Here is an 18066-nt window from a genome sequence, read left to right on the forward strand (position 1 = left end):
ACCGCTACCTCTCGGGGCTCAGCCGGACGGGTTCTCCCCACCGTCCGGAGAAGTCGTTCCGTCGCCTTTCTCGGGCCCGCCCGACGCCGCTTCCGAGGCCTCCGAGGCCCCTTCTTTCAGGCCCACCCTGCGCACGTGGAACACACCCGCCGCAAGCAGCAGGACCAGAAGTGCGCTGAAACCGATCACGATGCCTGCCGGGGTTCCCGCGCTCAGAGCACCGGCGGCTTCGGCCGTGGGAGGCGTCGGATCCGAGATGCTGGGCTGCGGCATGAGTGCACCGGCACCACTCGGCACCTTCGGGCTGGGCTCCCCGCCGCGCCGGTGGACGCGGATCCAATCGGCGATGCTGCCGAGTGGGTTCACGTCCGTCTCCGGAACGTTCGCCGTGAGCGCCTTGTCAGCGTCCAGGATTCCGAAGCCATAGAAAGGGTCACGGCCCGGAGTCCCCACGTCCTTGGCGGTGGAGATGATCCGGTTGATGACCTGCTTGGCACTCATGTCCGGATACTTGGAGCGGATCAGCGCCGCAACCCCTGCGACGATGGGCGCAGCACCCGAGGTTCCACTCCAGGTGGCGTAGCCACCACCCGGCAGAGCCCCCTCCAGTTCCTCCGCGGGCGCTGCCACGGCGATGCTGATGCCCTGGGAGGAGGAATCCTGGCTGGCCGTGTTCTGGCGATCCAGTCCAGCAACGGTCACGACGCCCGGGATGGTGGCCGGAGCCCCCACCTGGATGTTGCCGCCGCCGCGGTTTCCTGCGGCCGCCACGACCACCACGTCCTTCTGCTCGGCGTACAGGAAGGCAGCGTCCCAGCTCTGCGGCCAGTCCGGGGAGGAACTGCCCAGCGAGATGTTGATGACTTTCGCCCCATGATCCACGGCCCAGCGGACCGCTTCCGGGATCTGTTCCTCGTCGGTCTTCCCCGCAGGGTTCGGAGACCCGAGCCAGGTGGAGATCGACAGCAACTGGGCTTCAGGAGCCACCCCGACGATGCCGTCCGGACCCACCCCGGCCCCGGCCACGGTCGGACCGGGCGTCGCGGCCGGGCCCTTGCTCGGACGGGTCCCGTGCCCGCGCCCCGCCAGGAGACTGGCCACCAAGGTGCCGTGCTCCGGTTTGGCACCGATGCTCTTGGTCCCCTCGGCGTTTCCGGCACCGGAAACGTCCGTGCCCTCGGCCACGGTCCCCTTCAGATCCGGGTGACTGACATCGATCCCGGAGTCGATGACGGCGACCTTGACCCCGGCGCCCCGGCTCTGCTTCCACGCCTTGGTGATTCCATAGCCGTCCAGCCAGTACTCGCCGTCCCGGACCGTGTCGGCTTGCGCTGCCGGCGCCAGGACCACCGGCAGAGCCAGTGCCAGGGTGAGCACCCCGGCCAGTCCACGGACGACGGCGGGCAGTCCCGCCGTGCTCTTCACGCCTCGTGCCCTCATGCGCTCCCGTCGTTCCGTCTCAGGGACGGCGCGGCGGCAGTCCACCATCGGCCGTCCTGGGCGAAGCCCCTCACTCAATGCTGAGGGCGATTCCGTCCAGAATATCGTGCTCGCTCGTGACAGCCTCTCGCAGTGAGCCTCCGCTGAGTTCCTCAAGCCGGCTCAGCACGGTCCGCCACACCAGCGCACCTGCACCGATCACGTCCACCCGTCCGGGATGCATGAAGCCCAGCCCGGCGCGCTCCTGACGGCTCATGGCCAGGAGGGAATCGCAGGCGGCACGCAGTTCGCCCAGGCCCAGCCGACTGCCGTGGATCCGGTCTGAGTCATAGCGTTCAAGCCCCAGCGCGTGGGCCGTGATCGTGGTGATGGATCCGGCGACACCGACGACGGCGCTCGCGCGGCCGAGCGGCACGGTCTCCAGCGCCAGGTCGATGGCGGCGTTGATGTCGGCTTCCGCCGCCGAGATCTCCGTGGCGGTGGGCGGATCGCTGCGCAAGTGCCGCTCGGTCAGCCGCACACAGCCGATGTCCACGCTGCGCGCAGCCTGTACACCGTCGTCGTCGCCCAGGACGAACTCGGTGCTGCCACCACCCAGGTCGACCACGAGCGTGAGGTCCTTGCCGCGCGGCGGCAGGACGCTCGCGGCACCGGCGAAGGACAGCGCGGCTTCCTCGTCGCCGCTGATGACCTCGACGGCGACACCCAGGCGCTCCCGGATGCCGTCCACGAAGACCTCACGGTTCCGTGCGTCGCGGCTGGCCGAGGTGCCGACGAACCGGATATCGGCCGGGCCCAGTGCCGAGAGACCCCCATCGGCCGAGGGCGAGGGGTTCTCCTGGATCAGTCGCGCGTACTCTTCCGCGGCAGCGAAGGTGCGGTCCAAGGCTTCCGGAGCAAAGGCACCGGTCTTGTCGACATCCTGGCCAAGGCGGACGACGCGCATCTGACGCACGACGTCCTCAAGGTGGCCTTTCGCATCGCGGTCTGCGATGAGCAGGCGGATCGAATTGGTTCCGCAGTCGATGGCGGCCACGCGCCGGGTGGTGGAACGCCGCGGTGCGGGCCGTCCGACCAGATCGGGGCGGCCCTGCGGACCGTGACGGCTGAGATCCTTCTCGGGAGCTTCGCCGCTGGTGTCCCACGCGCCGTCACAGTGACAGCGGTCCGCGGTCCACCACTCGGAGATGGCCTCCAGCGCCTCATCGCCCAGCACGTTCACGCCGGGGCCGGCTGCCAGTGAGTGGCCGACCAGGACGTGCAGGCACTTGACGCGATCCGGCATCCCTCCGGCGGAGATGCCGTCGATCTCAGGAACCTCGCCGACGCCGCTGGCCAGGCCGATCTCGTGACGCGCGGCGAGATAGGCCTCGTGCGCCTCTCGGTGCGCCGCGGCGAGCGAGGCGTCCTCGGCGAGGCGTTCATTCATCTCCTGCATCAGGCCGCCGGCTTCCAAACGAGAGACGGCGGAGGTGATGACCGGGTGCGTGAGGTAGAACGTGGTGGGGAACGGCGTCCCATTGCCCAGACGCGGGGCCGTTGCGGCCACGAGCGGATTGCCGCAGACGCAACGTGCCGAGATCTCCACCACATCGCGGACCGGACGGCCCAGCTGGCGGCTCAGCGTGTCCAGGTCCTGCTGACTGACCTGACGGCTCTCGCCGCCCGTCGGGCTCTGCGCCTCTGCGCTCATTCGTCGTGTCCTCACTGCAACCGGCCGGGCCTGAGCCTGCGCCGGGTGGTCTACTTGGTCGCTTCCCGGACCGAGTCCAGGAACTTCTGGGTCCAGGGGTCGGTGTTCCCCGCAGCGGTGCTGCCGTCAGCCGTCCCGGTGGAAGGCACGCCTGCCGTTCCACCGTCCTTGCCGAAGACCCAGTACCCGGTCTCGCCGGGCATCACCATGTTAATGCGATCCCGGGCCTGCTGCTGCACATAGGCGGGATCATGCCAGCGACTGATCTGCTTCTTCAGATCATCCTGCTGAGCCTGCTGGTCGCTGATGTCCGATCGCAGCTGGGCGATCTGCTGACGCTGCTCCCACCAGTTCTTCACCGTCGGCGCGAGGAGAACGGTGATGGCCAGCATCACCAGTCCGAGGGCGAGGAGCCTGCCGGAGAAGGCCCTGGCGGGAACTGGAGCGGCAGTCTCCTGGTCCTCCTTGGTCGACCGGTCGGCACCGGTGGCCGCGGGGGAAGCTTTGGACGCCGCTGCCTTCCCCTTCGACGCGGACTGCTGTCCTGCATTCGAGGCCTTGCCCTTGACCTGGGCACCCGCCTGCTGTGCGGGACGGCTCTTCTGAGCGGCCGGCTCCTGGCCGGCGCCCTTCTCGCGAGCCTTGGCCGCCAGATCCGCGATCTCGGCTTCGGACGCGGCTGCCGGGCGCGCGGGGCGCTGGGCCGGGCTTCCGCCGTCGAGAACATGGGCGCGCGGAACCTTGGGGCGGCGGGTGGCCACGGTGATCACCTCACGGTCGGTGGAGTTCGGTCAACGTCTGCGCGGTTAAACGCCGGAACGGTGGTCATGGTTCCTTCAACCATAACCACCGTTCCGTTCAGCGTGCGGGTATTAGCCCTTGAAACGCGGGAAGGCGCCGCGGCCGGCGTACACGGCGGCGTCAGCGAGCTCCTCCTCGATGCGCAGCAGCTGGTTGTACTTCGCGACGCGCTCGGATCGGGCCGGGGCGCCGGTCTTGATCTGGCCGGCATTGGTGGCGACGGCGATGTCCGCGATCGTGGTGTCCTCGGTCTCGCCGGAGCGGTGCGAGGTGATCGTGGTGTAGCCGGAGCGCTGAGCCAGGGACACGGCGTCCAGCGTCTCGGTCAGGGAACCGATCTGGTTCACCTTCACCAGCAGCGAGTTCGCGGTGCCGGAGTCGATGCCCTGCTGCAGGCGGACCGGGTTGGTGACGAACAGGTCGTCACCCACCAGCTGGACCTTGGAGCCCAGGGTGTCGGTCAGGTGCTTCCAGCCGTCCCAGTCGTTCTCATCCAGCGGGTCCTCGATGGAGACCAGCGGGTAGGCGTCGACGAGCTCAGCGTAGTAGGCGCTCATCTCTTCGCCGGAGAGGGACTTGCCCTCGAACTGGTAGGCGCCGTCCTTGAAGAATTCGGAGGAGGCGACGTCCAGAGCCAGCGCGATGTCCTTGCCCGGGGTGTAGCCGGCACGGACGATCGCTTCCTGGATGAGGTCCAGGGCGGCGCGGTTGCTCGGCAGGTTCGGGGCGAAGCCACCCTCGTCGCCGAGGCCCGTGGCCAGGCCCTTCTCCTTCAGCACGGACTTGAGGTTGTGGTAGACCTCGACGCCCCAGCGGAGACCCTCGGAGAACGTCTCAGCGCCGAGCGGGACGACCATGAATTCCTGGATGTCCACATCGGAATCGGCGTGGGAGCCGCCGTTGAGGATGTTCATGAGCGGCACGGGCAGCACGTGGGCGTTCGGGCCGCCCAGGTACTTGTAAAGCGGCAGATCAGCCGAGGCAGCAGCGGCGTTGGCCACGGCGAGGGAGACGCCCAGAATGGCGTTGGCGCCGAGCTTGCCCTTGTTCGGAGTGCCGTCGAGCTCGATCATGGCGGCGTCGATGCTGCGCTGGTCCGTGGCGTCGAAGCCTTCCAGCGCTTCACCGATGGTCTCGATGACGGCGTCGACGGCCAGCTGGACGCCCTTGCCCTGGTAACGGCCCTTGTCGCCGTCGCGCAGTTCCACGGCCTCGTGCTCACCGGTGGAAGCACCGGAGGGAACCGCCGCGCGTCCCAGCGAGCCATCGCTCAGGAGGACTTCAACTTCAACGGTCGGGTTGCCACGGGAATCGAGGATCTCGCGGGCGTGGATGGCATCAATGAGCGCCATGAAAAGCTCCTGTTCTTCAGCTGACATGTCACCGTGTGGACACATCGCTCACTCAGTCGTGGATGGGCCGCGCGGTGAGGACGGCCTCGTCCCGCCACAAGCCTAGCGCAGGGGCCCGTCCCCCACGCTTCGGGGGCGGAGTGTTAACGCTCGCCGGGACCACCGCGGGCGTAACGCGCGCACTGGGGACACTCCTCGATCACGGCGTGGCTGCAGCTCGTGGTGTGACGAAGGAACTCTGCCGCGGAGTGCGCCTGAGCGGCTTCCTGCTCCAGCCGCCCGGCAACGGCGGCGAGAATGGCCCCGCGCTCGGCGGCGGGCGCAGCCAGTAGCTGCCTGAGGGTGGGGATCCCCACTCCGGCCACGCGCAGCCGGCGGATGATCACCGCCTGATCCACCTGATCCTGGGTGTAGTCGCGCTGATTCCCAGCGCGCCGCCCGGGCCTGAGCAGAAGTTCGTCCTCCCAATGGCGGAGCACATGGGTGGGGACTCCGGCCAACTCGGCCGCACGGGCGATCCTCATGAACCCATCTTGCCTTCAGGTCGACCTGAACTTCTACTGTCGATGCCATGGACGTCACCTCCCGCCCCAATCCGTTCGCCGGCCTCGACTCCCGTGCCGCACCCCTGACCCCCTCCGACGCCGTGTCGATGGCCCTGGCCGAGGTCCGGTCCCTCGCGCTGCCGCGCCGCCCGGACCGGCGGCTGCTCTCCACGTTCGCCGAGAGAGCCTCAGCCCCTCTTCCGAAGGCCCGGCGGACGGTGCGCCTTCAGCTCCTCCGCCAAGTGCCCCGCGCCGTGCCGGGCCGCCTTCTCTTCGAACGACTGGCCGGAGCAGACCAGCTCAGCCTGCAGTCGTTCGTCATTCATCATCCGACGGCCAGGATCCTCGTGGACCCGGCGATTCCGGCGGAAGCCCGCACCCGGGTCATGCCGGACCTCGAACCGCTCATGCGCGCCACGATCAAGCCTCCGGCCTCGACCGTTCCGACCTCGGTGGCCCTCCAGGAAGCAGGAATCGTTCCTGATGTCTCCCTGTGCACCCATGCCCACTGGGACCACGTGTCAGGACTGCTCGACTTCCCAGAGCTGCCGGCGCTCCTCCATGAGACGGAAATGAGCTGGGCCGCCACCGGGTCCCGCGCTCCGGCAGGCGGTGTCCGTCGGGCGCTCGGCGGACGGGAACTGTTCACCTTCACCCTGGAGGGACCACCGGTCCTGAGTTTCGACCGCAGCCACGACCTGTTCGGCGACGGAAGCGTGGTGCTGGTGGATCTGGCCGGTCATACGCCGGGAAGCATCGGGATCCTGCTTGCCACGGACGGCGGGCCGGTCCTGCTGGCGGGAGACGTCGCCTGGCACGGGAATCAGATCGAGCAGCTGCGGCAGCGCTCCGGATTCCCGGGGTGTCTGGTCGACACCGACCGGGAGGCGAACTGGCGGGCGCTCCATCGCCTGCATGCTCTGCCGCCATCGGTGGCGGTGATCCCGAGCCACGACCACGGAAGGGCGACTCGGCTATGAGCCCGCAGCGCCGCCTGGCGTGCTATTTAACACAGGCGATCCATTAGGTCCCGGCCGGGCCAGGCGAGGGCTCAGTGCCTGGCTCCCGACGCCGGAGAGCCGCCCGCAGGGCGCGCTCGGCGTCAAGACCCCGGCTCCGGGCCTCGGCGACGATCGCGAGGAGTGCCTCGCCGAGCGCTTCCTCGTCGCCGAACACCTCGTCGGGGAATACCCCGTCCGACGACGGCGCGGGTGCAAGGGGCGGGGTCAGTGACTCGCCGGCACGCTCGGCACGGCTGAGCAGTTTCGCCGCGCGCGCGAGCGCCGGCAGCGACTCGGGAACGCCGTCGAACACCGAACCACGGCGCGGTTTCTCCGCCCTCTTGACCTCATCCCAGCGGGCTTCGATCTCTTCGATCGTGGCCGGGATGGAGTCGCGCAATCGGCCGTCCGGCTGGAAGACGTGCGAGTTGCGGCGGATCAGTTTCCGGCGGAGACCGTCGGCGATGTCGCCGAAACCGAAGCGGCCTTCCTCCTCCGCGATCCGTGCGTGCAGCACCACCTGATACAGGACGTCGCCCAGCTCCTGAGCGAGTTCCTGCGTCAGATCGCTGCCACGCTCCACGGTCTCGACGACTTCATGCGCCTCTTCGATCAGGTACTCGAGGAGGCTCTCGTGGCTCAGGGCGCGAGTCCACGGGCAGTGGGTGCGCAGAAGCGCGATGCATTCCAGCAGGAGCACGGTCTGCTCCCCCGCACCCACCTCCGTGCCCGTGGCTCGTTCCATGATCAGGCGAGGTTGGCGTAGGCCTCGTTGATGTATTCGACCAGTGCTTCCTTCTCCTCCAGGGGCAGGAAGGAGGCCTCGGCCGCGTTCAGGGTCAGCTCCAGCAGGTCGTCGAGGTCGTAGTCGAAGGTCTCTACCAGAAGCTCGAACTCGTCGGTCAACGTGACTCCGCTCATGAGGCGGTTGTCCGTGTTGATCGTGACGTTGAAGCCGGTCTGGTACAGCATGTCGATGGGGTGATCGGCGATCTCCTCACCGAAGCCTGCAATGGCACCGGTCTGAAGGTTCGAGGACGGGCAGATCTCCAACGCGATGCCACGGTCCCTGACCCAGGAGGCGAGGCTGCCGAAGGTCACGAGGCCCACCTGGTCACCGTCGTCGTCGTTCTCGAACTCGACGGTGACGTCCTCGGCGATCCGGACACCGTGGCCGAGGCGCAGAGCGCGGCCGTCCACCAGGGCGGACTGGATGCTGGCCAGTCCGTCGGCCTCACCGGCGTGGACGGTGGCGGGGAAGTTGTTCTCTGCGAGGTAGGTGAAGGCGTCGCGGAAGCGCGACGGCGGGAAGCCCAGCTCGGCACCGGCGATGTCGAAGCCGACGGCGCCGCGGTCCCGATGACGGACAGCGAGCTCGGCGATCTCCTGACCACGGTCGGCATGACGCATGGCGGTCACCAGCTGGCCCACCTGGATCTCGCGGCCGCTTTCCTCGACGGAGGACATGCCCGCTTCGAGTCCTTCCTGGACGGCCTCGACGACCTCGTCCAGGCTCAGGCCACGCTGCAAGTGCTGCTCCGGGGCCCAGCGGACTTCGCCGTAGACGACGCCGTCGTCGGCGAGGTCCTCCACGAACTCCTTCGCCACGCGGATCAGCCCCTCCCGGGTCTGCATCACGGCGATCGTGTGGTCGAAGGTCTCGAGGTACCGGACCAGGGAACCCGAGTCAGCGGACTCGCGGAACCACTCGCCCAGGGCCACGGCATCGGTGGAGGGCAGTTCGTGCCCGACGGCGGCGGCCAGCTCGATGATGGTGGCCGGGCGCAGTCCTCCGTCCAGGTGATCGTGCAAGGAGACCTTGGGCAGGTTCCTGAGGTCGAAGTCGGGGGCGGCAGCGGTGTTGTTCAGGGCTTCAGTCACGAGGCCAAGCGTAGTCGGCTGGGCGTTCTCAGGCGAGGTCCCCGGGCTGGGCCCCTGCCGGCGAGGGACCCAAAGCGAGCGAAGCGAGTTTTGGGAGCCGGTAGGGAGGGACGAGCGTGGGGAGCCGACTGCGCGGTAGTCGGCTGGGAGTTCTCAGGCGAGGTCCCCCTGCGAGCGCAGCGCCCTTCACCTCACGCGGCCCCGGTTGTTAGCGTGGGGGCATGGCTGATCTCGACTCACGGCTCGTGGAGCTGTACGACATCGACAATCCGGATGGCCCGGATCACGACTACTACCGTTCGTTGGTCGACCACGCAAGCGCCCGCTCGGTTCTGGACCTCGGGTGCGGCACCGGGATTCTGACAATCACGTTCGGCGCGCCCGGCCGCCGCGTGGTCGGTATCGACCCTTCCCCGGCCATGCTCGCGTTCGCCCGGAACCGGCGTGGCTCCGAGCGGGTCGACTGGATTCTCGGCGACAGCCGCTCCATTCCTCCGGGAGCGCACGATGTGGCGATCATGAGCGGAAACGTGGCCCAGCACATCCCCGACGCCGAATGGCCACGCACCTTGGCGGACCTGCACGCCTCTCTCCGGCCCGGCGGCGTGCTGGCCTTCGAAAGCCGCAATCCCGGGCCGCGGGAGTGGAAGTCCTGGACATCCGCCGCCCCGAGCGAACGGGAGACCCCGCACGGCACGCTGCGGGAATGGTTCGAGCTGCTCCAGGCGGACGTGGATGGGAACGGGGAAGGCACAGTCCGTCTTCGGTCCCGCAATGAGCTCGACGGCGAAGACCTCTCCCACGACTTCTCGCTCGCCTTCCGTTCCGAGGCCACCGTGATGGAACAGCTGGATGCGCTCGGCTTCGACGTCCGGGCCGTCTGGGGTGACTGGCACCGTGCCCCGGTCCAGGAGGACTCGCGCATCTTCGTGGTGGAGGCGGTCCGCCGCTGACCGCGGGGACGCCTGGCGTTTCGGTTAGGCTCCCGTCATGGGGAACGACGACGCCGGGCAGCATTCCTCCGAGGCCGTTTCGGACGATTTCGCCCGGGCGATGCTGTGCTCACCGCGAGGCCTGCGGCTGGCGTTCGAGACGGCATGCCTGAGCATCCAGAAGTCTCCTCAGACCCAGGACCTGGGCGAGGACATCGCCTGGCAGGACCTCGCGGCACTCCGCGAGGCGGCCTATGACGAAAGCGTCAGTGCCATCCTGTCCCGGCGCGGTCCGGGCGAACGTGGCTGGGCCGGCCTGCCTCGGCATTTCGGCCCCGGATACCGGGAGCCCGCTGAACCGCAGATGCCCGGTCCACTCCCGTATGAAGCCCTGGCCGGGAGTCTCGGCCGCTACCAACCGGCCGCCCCGAGCGGGCCCGAGCTGCTCGATGCGCTCATCACCACCGTCTTCGAGGCCTCGTACTGGGGCGAGGTCCATGGTGAGGAGGTCCTGGCCTCTCGGGAACCGATCCGTCAGGCGCTGTTCCCGTTCGCCTGTGTGGCGGCCCAGGCAATCCTTCACTTCGGCCTCGACTCACTCCCGGACCCCGACGAGCAGTGGTTCGTGGACTTCGACAACAGCGCCCTGGGTGTCGAGCACGGCCTGCCGCCCACCCCGGCGAAGGCAAGCGCCTTGCTGGAGCAGTGGTGGGACCGGACCACCGCGCGGGAAAGCCGGGCGATCCTCGACGTACCCGCCGATCCTGCGGCACGGTACAGCGGGGAGTGGTGGTCCACTCCCCCGAACAGCCTGATGATCACCTCCCCGGCCTGGCCCGCGTCGATGACGGAACCCGGGCAGGGGCCACACCCCGGAGAACCGACAGGTCTGCGAATCGTCGAAGATCCGCACGGCTGGGAACGTGCCACGGTGTACCGGCTCGCGAGTCCCCGGGCCTTGCGGGAACCCAGGCTCTTCATCATCGACGGCCCAAGGGACTGGGCCTGGCTGTGCGGGCGGTTCCCCTTCGAGGTGAGTGCGTCACGACGTCACGACTGGCATCGCATCACGGGTGGAGTGGAGCCCTGGTTCATCCCCGATTTCGACGCCATTGCCGCCGAGTTCGACGCCGTCCATCTCAGTTTGCGCGGCTACCTGTCCTCGGCCGGGATCGCCATCCCGGTGCCGTTCCCGACGGAGCCGGACGAGGGGGCGCAGCTGCTGGGACCGGGCCTTCCCACACGAACTCCACGGGGTCACGCGGTACTCGCCGGCTGGGCACCCCTGACCACGTACTGGCTGGTGGACGCCGAGGTCGATCCGGATTCCGGGAGCGAGTGGGAAGGCGATGGACAGCGGGCGTGGTCGCCGTCGTCGTGAGCCTGCCGCCGTCCCCCGCTCAGTGTGCGGAGGGGGTTTCCGGCTTACCGTCCGGGGTGGTGGTCTCGGCCTCGGTGATCTGGCCGTTCGCATCGCGGAGCCGGACCGGCCGCTGCAACTGCTCGTCCTGCCCCTGCCGTTTGTGCCACCAGCGGAGGGCGTGATCGATGACGAAGCCGAGGATCACCGCGAAGACGACGGCGATGACCACTCCCAGCAGCGGATTGTGGTGGACCCAGCGGCCGGCCAGCAGGCCGATGCCCATCGAGTACGCCACCCAGGTCAGGCAGGCGAAAGCGTCCAGCCAGAAGAACTTCCGGTGCTTGAAGCCGGTCTGTCCGGCCACGTAGTTCACGGCCACTCTGCCCCACGGGATGTACCGCGCGGTGAAGATCAGGACGGCGCCGCGCTTCTCCAGCTCATAACGCGCCCACTCGAACATCTTCGCCACTTTCGGGCGCCGCATCCATTTCCAGCGGTCCAGGCCGATCTTCCGGCCCAGCAGGTAAGCGGTGTTGTCACCCGCGATCGCGCCGACCAGGCCGGTGAGCCCGAGCAGCAGAAGGTTGGGTTCCCCTGTGTGCAGGGACAGCGCGGAAAGGCCCACGATGGCTGTCTCACTGGGGAGGATGGTGGCGAATCCATCGACGAAGAAGAAGACCAGGAGCACGGGATAAACCCAGGGCTGGCCGGCTGCATGCGCCAGCCAGAGGTTCAGATGATCCACGCGGGGAACTCCTGTGACTGAGAAGGAAGATGAGGAAAAGTGTCCCATGGTGGCCGTGCCGTTCGCTACACGGCCACCACGAAGACTACATACTCAACGGTACGCCTCCACCATGCTCCGAGGCTTCAGCCCGCAGGCCGATCCTGGGGCATCCATGGCCTCATACCAGGGATGGAGAAGACCCCGTCCGGGCCACCCGTTCGGGAGTGCATCCAAGAACGCCGGACCTCTTCGCCGAACTCGCTGTTCCCGTGCGAAACCGCTCAAAGAACCCACGAACTCGCACGGAACTCGCGAGTTCGGCGGACGGGGCTCAGAGAGCGATCCGGTCCAGGATCAGTCGCTGAGCGGGACGTGCTCCGTCGGGGGCGATCGTGAAGGCCCCCTCCAGGGCGTCCTTGGCCCGCTCGAAGCGCTCCGGGGTGTCGGTCAGGAGGGTCAGCAACGGCTCACCGGCACGGACGACGGCGCCGGGCTTGGCGTGCATGCGCACTCCGGCTCCGGCCTGCACCACGTCCTCCTTGCGGGCCCGCCCAGCGCCCAGCCGCCACGCGGCCACACCCACCTTGAGGGCATCGAGCTCCACGAGCACGCCGTCGGCCGGAGCGAGGATGGTCTCACTCTCCTTGGCCACAGGCAGCGCGGCGTCCGGATCGCCACCCTGAGCGGCGATCATCCGCCGCCACACATCCATGGCCCGGCCGTCCTTCAGCGCCGACGCCGGATCGGCGTCACGGACACCAGCCGCCAGCAGCATCTCCTCGGCCAGCCGCACGGTCAGCTCGACGACGTCCTGAGGACCACCACCGGCGAGCACCTCGACGGACTCCTCGACCTCGATCGCATTGCCCGCGGTCAGGCCGAGTGGCGTGGACATGTCGGTCAGCAGCGCGACCGTGTTCACCCCGGCATCGTGGCCGAGCTCCACCATGGTCCGGGCCAGCTCGCGCGCCTGATCCTCGTCCTTCATGAAGGCACCACTGCCCACCTTGACGTCGAGCACCAGGGAACCGGTGCCCTCGGCGATCTTCTTGCTCATGATCGACGAGGCGATGAGCGGGATCGCTTCCACGGTTCCGGTCACGTCGCGCAGGGCGTACAGCTTCTTGTCGGCCGGGGCCAGCCCCGATCCAGCAGCACAGATGACCGCGCCGACGTCCTGGAGCTGCGCCAGCATCTCGTCATTGCTGAGCGCCGCACGCCAACCGGGGATCGCCTCGAGCTTGTCCAGCGTCCCTCCGGTGTGGCCCAGCCCCCGCCCGGAAAGCTGTGGCACGGCCACACCGTACACCGCCACGAGGGGCGCGAGCGGAAGCGTGATCTTGTCCCCCACACCACCCGTGGAGTGTTTGTCCGTGGTCGGCTTGGAACCGCCCGCGTTCGCGGGGCCGCCTTCACGGGGACGCAGCGAAGAGAAGTCCATCCGCTCGCCCGACGCGATCATGGCGGCAGTCCAACGGGAGATCTCATCCCGGGTCATCCCGTTGAGCAGGATGGCCATGTTCAGCGCAGCCATCTGCTCTTCAGCCACTACGCCGCGGGTGTAGGCGTCGATCACCCAGTCGATCTGTCCGGCGCTGAGCACACCACGGTCCCGCTTGGTGCGGATCACGTCCACGGCATCGAATGCTTCACTCATGGTTCCCCTCCTCATCATCCTGCGGCGGGAACGGCGTCGTCCGGTCCCGCCTCCTCGAGGTGCTGGGGCCCGAAGGCATCCGGGAGCACCTCGTCCATCGTCTTGATCCCGTGACTTGTCATCAGGACCATGTCCGGCGCCCTGAATTCATAGAGGAGCTGCCGGCAACGTCCGCAGGGCATCAGAACAGCTCCGGCCCCGTCCACACAGTAGAAAGCCCTGATCAGGCCTCCGCCGCCCATCCTGATCTGCCCGAGCAGCGTGCACTCGGCGCACAGGGTCAGACCGTAGCTCGCGTTCTCGACATTGCAGCCGGACACCACCCTGCCGTCGTCCAGCAGCGCCGCCGCCCCCACCGGATACTTCGAATAGGGTGCGTACGCTTTTTCCATGGCTACGACGGCGGCGCGCCGCAGCGCCTCCCAATCGGGATCACCGCGGCGCGCCGCCGCCGTCGTCGTGCTTTCCGGCACGATCACTCCTTCACATAAGGTTCACCGCTGGCTGCCGGCGGCCGGGACCGGCCGACCAGGCCCGCAACGGCGAGGATGGTCACGAGGTAAGGCAACATGGCCATGAACTGGCTCGGCACCGGGGTGCCGATGATGGTCACGAGCGACTGAAGGTTGTCGGCGAAGCCGAACAACAGGGCCGCCAGGAAGGCTCCGATGGGGTTCCAGCGCCCGAAGATCAGGGCGGCCAGCGCGATGAAGCCTCGGCCCCCGGAGATCTCCTTGGTGAACGAGTCCACCGCCACCAGGGTGAAGTAGGAACCACCGATGCCGGCGATCGCACCGCCGAGAGTCACGTTCCAGAAGCGCGTGGCATTGACGTTGATGCCGAGCGTGTCCGCAGCCTGGGGGTGCTCGCCCACGGCACGGACCCGCAGGCCCCACTTGGTCTTGAACAGTCCCATCCACACCACGAACACCGCGATGTACATCAGGTAGCCGATGATCGACTGCTTGAAAAGGATCGGCCCGATCAGCGGGATGCTCGAGAGGACCGGGATCTCGATGACCGGCAGGCGGGCCGGCGAGTTGAGGTTCTCCGGATCGGACTGCAGCAAGGTCGAGAAGAAGAAGCCGGTCAGGCCCGAAACCAGCACGTTCAGCACGACACCGACAATGATCTGGTTGACCAGGTACTTGATGCTGAACACCGCCAGCACCATCGACACGAGTGCGCCGGCGACAGCGGCGGCCACGAGGCCCGCGAAGGCATTGTGGGTCACACTGCCCACCAGGGCCGCGGTGAAGGCGCCGCCGAGCAGCTGTCCCTCGATGGCGATGTTCACCACGCCGACACGCTCGCAGAGCACGCCGGACAGTGAGCCGAAGACGAGCGGCACGGCCAGGGTCACGGAACCGGCCAGAAGACCGGCCAGGGAGATCTCATGCAGGCGCGCTCCACCGACGACCGTGGTGAGGAACGCGATGACGAAGAACGCCGCGAAGACCGCGATGGCCCAGATCGGCACCGTGCGGCTGCGCTGACGCAGCATCACGGACCAGGCGGCGATTCCGAGCATCAGGACGCCGAGCACCAGGCCCGTCGCCTTGCCCGGCAGGGTCACGACGGGCAGCTGGAAGAAGTCCCCGTCCTGGGAGATCTGGAATCCCGCCGAGGAATCCGGTCCGAGAATCCCGCAGAACAGGAAAGTGGCGATGGCCACGATCCCGAGCAGCACGGGCGTCTTCCATCCCACGGGTTTGGCCACGATCTCCGCGGGGGCTGGGGTTACGACTGCTGTGCTCATGCGGCACCTCCGGTGAGCGAAACGGCCTTGGCGGCCTTCTTCTTGCGGTTCATGCCGAAGATGGACTTCACCAGCGGCGGGGCGGCGATGAACAGGACGATCAGGGACTGGACGATCAGAACGATGTCGATGGGGGTGCCCGTCTGGATCTGCATCTGGACGGCACCGGCACGGAACGCCCCGAACAGGAGCCCTGCGAAGAAGGTCCCCCACGGCGTCGAGCGGCCCAGCAGAGCCACCGTGATGGCGTCGAAGCCGTAGCTCGCAGCCACGCCGTCGGTCAGCACCTTCTCGGTGCCCGCCACCTGGGCGACACCGCCGAGCCCGGAAAGGGCACCCGCGAAGGCCATGACCAGGACGGTGGCACGGGAGACATTGACACCGGCGGTCTGCGCCGCCTTGGGGTTTGCGCCCACGGCACGGAACTCGAAGCCCCAGGTGGAGCGGTTCAGCAGCCACCACACGAACACCGTGGCCGCGATGGCCAGCAGGAAGCCGGCGTGCAGACGGTACTGATCGCCTGCCAGCAGCGGGTAGAGCGCATTGGCGTCCAGGGTGGGCGAGATCGGGTTGCTCTCCCCCGGACGCTGGAAGGCCGGGATCGTCAGCAGGTAGCGCAGGAAGTACAGCGCCACGTAGTTGAACATGATGGTCAGGATCACCTCATGTGCACCGGTCTTCGCCTTGAGGTATCCGACCAGGCCGCCCCACACGGCGCCGCCCAGGACGCCGGCGATGATCACCAGGATCAGATGCAGGACCGGGGGCAGGTGCCAGGCGAAGCCGAGGTAGGCGGCCAGCGTGCCGGAGACGATGATCTGGCCCTGGGCGCCGATGTTGAACAGACCGGCGCGGAAGGCCAGGGCCACACCCAGACCGGCCGTGATCAGCGGCGTCGCAATGGTCAGGGTCTCCATGAGAGGGCCGAACCCGCCCAAGGGACCCGTGACGTCCGGTGAGTAGACGGCGCCCTGGAACAGCGCCACGTAGGACTTGGTGGCGGCGTTCCAGAACGCCGCCAGGAAATCAGTGGGCCTCGCGAAGAAGTATCCCGCCGTCGAGGCGACGTCCTTGTCGGTGGCCGCGATGAGCAGGCCTCCCAGGATCATCGCCAGGAGGACCGCCAGGACGGACACGAGCGCATTGCCCGTGAAGATCTTCTTCAGTACGTCCTGGCCCTCAGGCTTCGACGCTGCCTGGCTGTTCACCGGCATCTCCTTCTTCAGTGCTCCGTGCTTCAGTGTCCTGCGCTGCCGCGGGAGCGGCTTCCCGGGCGGGAGTCTCATCCGCGCCCGCCTCGTCGGCCGGAACCCCGGCCATCATCAGACCGAGAACGTCCCTCGGGGTGTCCGCCGGCACGATGCCGACCACTTTGCCCTTGTAGAGGACGGCGATCCGGTCCGCCAGTTCCACGACCTCGTCCAGTTCCGTGGAGACGATCATGACGGGCACGCCCTTGTCCCGTTCCTCCACGATCCGGCGGTGCAGGAACTCGATCGAACCGACATCCACACCACGGGTCGGCTGGGACGCGATGAACAGCCGCAACGGCCGGGACAGCTCACGCGCCATGACCACCTTCTGCTGGTTTCCTCCAGAGAGGGAACCGACCGCGGTCGCCCCGGACGGCGTCCGGATGTCGAACTCGTCGATCTTGGCTGAAGCGTTGGCAGCGACCTGCGCCGGGCTCATCGCGAGGCCGCGGGCGAAGGGGGCGGTGTCGTAGAGATCCAGGACCAGGTTCTCCGCCACGGAGAACGGACCGACCAGGCCGTCGTCCTTGCGGTCTTCGGGAACGAAGCCGACGCCGGCGCGCAGCACCTCCTTGACGCTGCGGCCGAGAAGCTGCTTGCCGTCAAGGGTGATGGATCCCGTCACATGACTCTGAAGCCCGAGGATCGCTTCCGTCAGTTCGGTCTGGCCGTTGCCCTGGACACCCGCGACGGCGAGGATCTCTCCTTCGGCGATGTCCAGATCGAGGCCGTCCACCACATGCTGTCCGCTCGGCGCGAGGACGGTGAGGTCACGAATGCTGAACGTGGTGGCACCCGGTTTCGCCGCGTCCTTGTCCAGGGTGAGACTCACCGGGCGGCCCACCATGAGCGCGGCGAGCTCCGTGGTGGACGCGCTCGGATCGGCGTTGCCCACCACCTTGCCGCGGCGGATCACGGTGATGGTGTCGGAGACGGCCCTCACCTCACGGAGCTTGTGGGAGATGAAAAGGATGGAGGTTCCGGAGGCCTTGAGCTGACGCATGATGTCCAGGAGTTCATCCGTCTCCTGGGGGGTCAGCACGGCGGTGGGTTCGTCCAGGATGAGGACCCTGGCGTCACGGACCAGGGCCTTGATGATCTCGACCCGCTGCTGCACGCCGACGGGGAGGTCCTCCACCAGAGCGTCCGGGTCGACATTGAAGCCGTACTGATCGGAGATCTCGCGGATCCGCTTCCGGGTGGTCTCCAGATCCAGGAATCCGGCGGCCTTGGTGCTCTCCGCACCGAGGGCGACGTTCTCCGCCACGGTGAAGACGGGGACCAGCATGAAGTGCTGGTGGACCATGCCGATGCCCGCCGCCATGGCGTCACCCGGCCCGCGGAACCCCACGGGCTCGTCGTCCACCAGGATCTGCCCCTCGGTGGGCTCGTAGAGCCCGTAGAGCACATTCATGAGGGTGGATTTGCCTGCCCCGTTCTCGCCGAGGAGGCAGTGGATCTGGCCGGGTTCGACCACCACATCGATGTGGTCGTTGGCCATGAAAGTGCCGAAGGTCTTGGTGATCCCCCGAAGCTCAAGTTTCACGCTGTTGTTTCCGTTCCATCAAATGACGCCTGAGGCGCTCCGGCGACCGCATCGGTCACGCAAGCAGGCTATCCCAGCCTTCCGTGCGCTGTGCAGTCTTTTCCTTCACGCAAAGA

The 18066-nt window shown here is 67.7% G+C and carries 16 protein-coding genes and 1 pseudogene; 3 read left to right on the forward strand and 14 right to left on the reverse strand.

Annotated features, from left to right (window positions below; translation table 11 throughout):
• Positions 1-18: 18 nt before the first annotated feature.
• The 6 genes and pseudogenes from ACIPXZ_RS08950 to ACIPXZ_RS08975 form a co-directional block, all read right to left on the reverse strand.
• Positions 19-1440: a S8 family peptidase gene (locus ACIPXZ_RS08950; protein WP_400592740.1), complete on the reverse strand. Its 1422-nt coding sequence runs from the start codon at positions 1438-1440 to the stop codon at positions 19-21.
• 70 nt (positions 1441-1510) lie between these two features.
• On the reverse strand, positions 1511-2476 hold the full coding sequence (locus ACIPXZ_RS08955; protein ID WP_400592743.1) for an exopolyphosphatase: 966 nt from the start codon (positions 2474-2476) through the stop codon (positions 1511-1513).
• Between the two features lie 9 nt (positions 2477-2485).
• Positions 2486-3133 (reverse strand): annotated as a pseudogene (locus ACIPXZ_RS08960) (DUF501 domain-containing protein); the annotation flags it as partial.
• 50 nt (positions 3134-3183) lie between these two features.
• On the reverse strand, positions 3184-3894 hold the full coding sequence (locus tag ACIPXZ_RS08965; RefSeq protein WP_400592621.1) for a septum formation initiator family protein: 711 nt from the start codon (positions 3892-3894) through the stop codon (positions 3184-3186).
• Between the two features lie 111 nt (positions 3895-4005).
• The gene (gene eno / locus ACIPXZ_RS08970) at positions 4006-5286 is read right to left on the reverse strand and encodes a phosphopyruvate hydratase (protein WP_400592623.1); all 1281 of its coding nucleotides are present in this window, start codon (positions 5284-5286) and stop codon (positions 4006-4008) included.
• Between the two features lie 143 nt (positions 5287-5429).
• Positions 5430-5810 carry a helix-turn-helix domain-containing protein gene (locus tag ACIPXZ_RS08975; RefSeq protein ID WP_400592626.1) on the reverse strand — a complete coding sequence of 127 codons (381 nt, stop codon included), beginning with the start codon at positions 5808-5810 and terminating at the stop codon, positions 5430-5432.
• Between the two features lie 47 nt (positions 5811-5857).
• On the opposite strand from ACIPXZ_RS08975, the gene ACIPXZ_RS08980 reads away from it, so the two are divergent.
• Positions 5858-6811, forward strand: a complete 954-nt coding sequence (locus ACIPXZ_RS08980) for an MBL fold metallo-hydrolase (RefSeq protein WP_400592628.1) — start codon at positions 5858-5860, stop codon at positions 6809-6811.
• Between the two features lie 43 nt (positions 6812-6854).
• On the opposite strand, the gene ACIPXZ_RS08985 is transcribed toward ACIPXZ_RS08980, so the two are convergent.
• Both ACIPXZ_RS08985 and ACIPXZ_RS08990 read right to left on the reverse strand, forming a co-directional pair.
• Positions 6855-7577, reverse strand: coding sequence for a MazG nucleotide pyrophosphohydrolase domain-containing protein (locus ACIPXZ_RS08985; protein WP_400592631.1), 723 nt, complete (start codon positions 7575-7577; stop codon positions 6855-6857).
• Between the two features lie 2 nt (positions 7578-7579).
• A complete protein-coding gene (locus tag ACIPXZ_RS08990) occupies positions 7580-8713 on the reverse strand; it encodes an adenosine deaminase (RefSeq protein ID WP_400592634.1) in 1134 nt (377 codons plus the stop codon).
• A 221-nt stretch (positions 8714-8934) separates the two neighbouring features.
• Here ACIPXZ_RS08990 and ACIPXZ_RS08995 point away from each other — a divergent pair, with 221 nt between their 5' ends.
• A complete protein-coding gene (locus ACIPXZ_RS08995) occupies positions 8935-9666 on the forward strand; it encodes a class I SAM-dependent methyltransferase (protein WP_400592636.1) in 732 nt (243 codons plus the stop codon).
• Positions 9667-9703: 37 nt separating this feature from the next.
• Positions 9704-11026, forward strand: a complete 1323-nt coding sequence (locus ACIPXZ_RS09000) for a hypothetical protein (protein WP_400592639.1) — start codon at positions 9704-9706, stop codon at positions 11024-11026.
• A 19-nt stretch (positions 11027-11045) separates the two neighbouring features.
• Here ACIPXZ_RS09000 and ACIPXZ_RS09005 read toward each other — a convergent pair whose 3' ends face one another.
• The 6 genes from ACIPXZ_RS09005 to ACIPXZ_RS09030 form a co-directional block, all read right to left on the reverse strand.
• Positions 11046-11753, reverse strand: a complete 708-nt coding sequence (locus ACIPXZ_RS09005) for a DedA family protein (protein ID WP_400592642.1) — start codon at positions 11751-11753, stop codon at positions 11046-11048.
• Between the two features lie 313 nt (positions 11754-12066).
• Positions 12067-13392, reverse strand: coding sequence for a thymidine phosphorylase (locus ACIPXZ_RS09010; protein WP_400592644.1), 1326 nt, complete (start codon positions 13390-13392; stop codon positions 12067-12069).
• A 14-nt stretch (positions 13393-13406) separates the two neighbouring features.
• Positions 13407-13865, reverse strand: a complete 459-nt coding sequence (locus ACIPXZ_RS09015; RefSeq protein WP_400592647.1) for a cytidine deaminase — start codon at positions 13863-13865, stop codon at positions 13407-13409.
• Positions 13866-13867: 2 nt separating this feature from the next.
• Positions 13868-15151 carry an ABC transporter permease gene (locus ACIPXZ_RS09020; RefSeq protein ID WP_400592650.1) on the reverse strand — a complete coding sequence of 428 codons (1284 nt, stop codon included), beginning with the start codon at positions 15149-15151 and terminating at the stop codon, positions 13868-13870.
• Entirely contained in the window at positions 15148-16365 is a 1218-nt protein-coding gene (locus ACIPXZ_RS09025; RefSeq protein ID WP_400592653.1) for an ABC transporter permease, read from the reverse strand. The genes ACIPXZ_RS09020 and ACIPXZ_RS09025 overlap by 4 nt, the downstream gene beginning before the upstream one ends.
• Entirely contained in the window at positions 16331-17950 is a 1620-nt protein-coding gene (locus tag ACIPXZ_RS09030; RefSeq protein WP_400592656.1) for an ABC transporter ATP-binding protein, read from the reverse strand. The genes ACIPXZ_RS09025 and ACIPXZ_RS09030 overlap by 35 nt, the downstream gene beginning before the upstream one ends.
• Positions 17951-18066 lie beyond the last annotated feature (116 nt).

The sequence above is a fragment of the Arthrobacter sp. NPDC090010 genome (genome assembly GCF_044748305.1).
Classification (GTDB): domain Bacteria; phylum Actinomycetota; class Actinomycetes; order Actinomycetales; family Micrococcaceae; genus Arthrobacter_E.

What these genes read in the sequence shown, in the direction of transcription:
- ACIPXZ_RS09010 (WP_400592644.1), bottom strand. Translation starts at nt 13,392, where the DNA reads ATGAGTGAAGCATTCGATGCCGTGGACGTGATCCGCACCAAGCGGGAC.
- ACIPXZ_RS09025 (WP_400592653.1), bottom strand. Translation starts at nt 16,365, where the DNA reads ATGCCGGTGAACAGCCAGGCAGCGTCGAAGCCTGAGGGCCAGGACGTA.
- eno (WP_400592623.1), bottom strand. Translation starts at nt 5,286, where the DNA reads ATGGCGCTCATTGATGCCATCCACGCCCGCGAGATCCTCGATTCCCGT.
- ACIPXZ_RS08980 (WP_400592628.1), top strand. Translation starts at nt 5,858, where the DNA reads ATGGACGTCACCTCCCGCCCCAATCCGTTCGCCGGCCTCGACTCCCGT.
- ACIPXZ_RS08995 (WP_400592636.1), top strand. Translation starts at nt 8,935, where the DNA reads ATGGCTGATCTCGACTCACGGCTCGTGGAGCTGTACGACATCGACAAT.
- ACIPXZ_RS08950 (WP_400592740.1), bottom strand. Translation starts at nt 1,440, where the DNA reads ATGAGGGCACGAGGCGTGAAGAGCACGGCGGGACTGCCCGCCGTCGTC.
- ACIPXZ_RS09020 (WP_400592650.1), bottom strand. Translation starts at nt 15,151, where the DNA reads ATGAGCACAGCAGTCGTAACCCCAGCCCCCGCGGAGATCGTGGCCAAA.
- ACIPXZ_RS08985 (WP_400592631.1), bottom strand. Translation starts at nt 7,577, where the DNA reads ATGGAACGAGCCACGGGCACGGAGGTGGGTGCGGGGGAGCAGACCGTG.
- ACIPXZ_RS08975 (WP_400592626.1), bottom strand. Translation starts at nt 5,810, where the DNA reads ATGAGGATCGCCCGTGCGGCCGAGTTGGCCGGAGTCCCCACCCATGTG.
- ACIPXZ_RS09000 (WP_400592639.1), top strand. Translation starts at nt 9,704, where the DNA reads ATGGGGAACGACGACGCCGGGCAGCATTCCTCCGAGGCCGTTTCGGAC.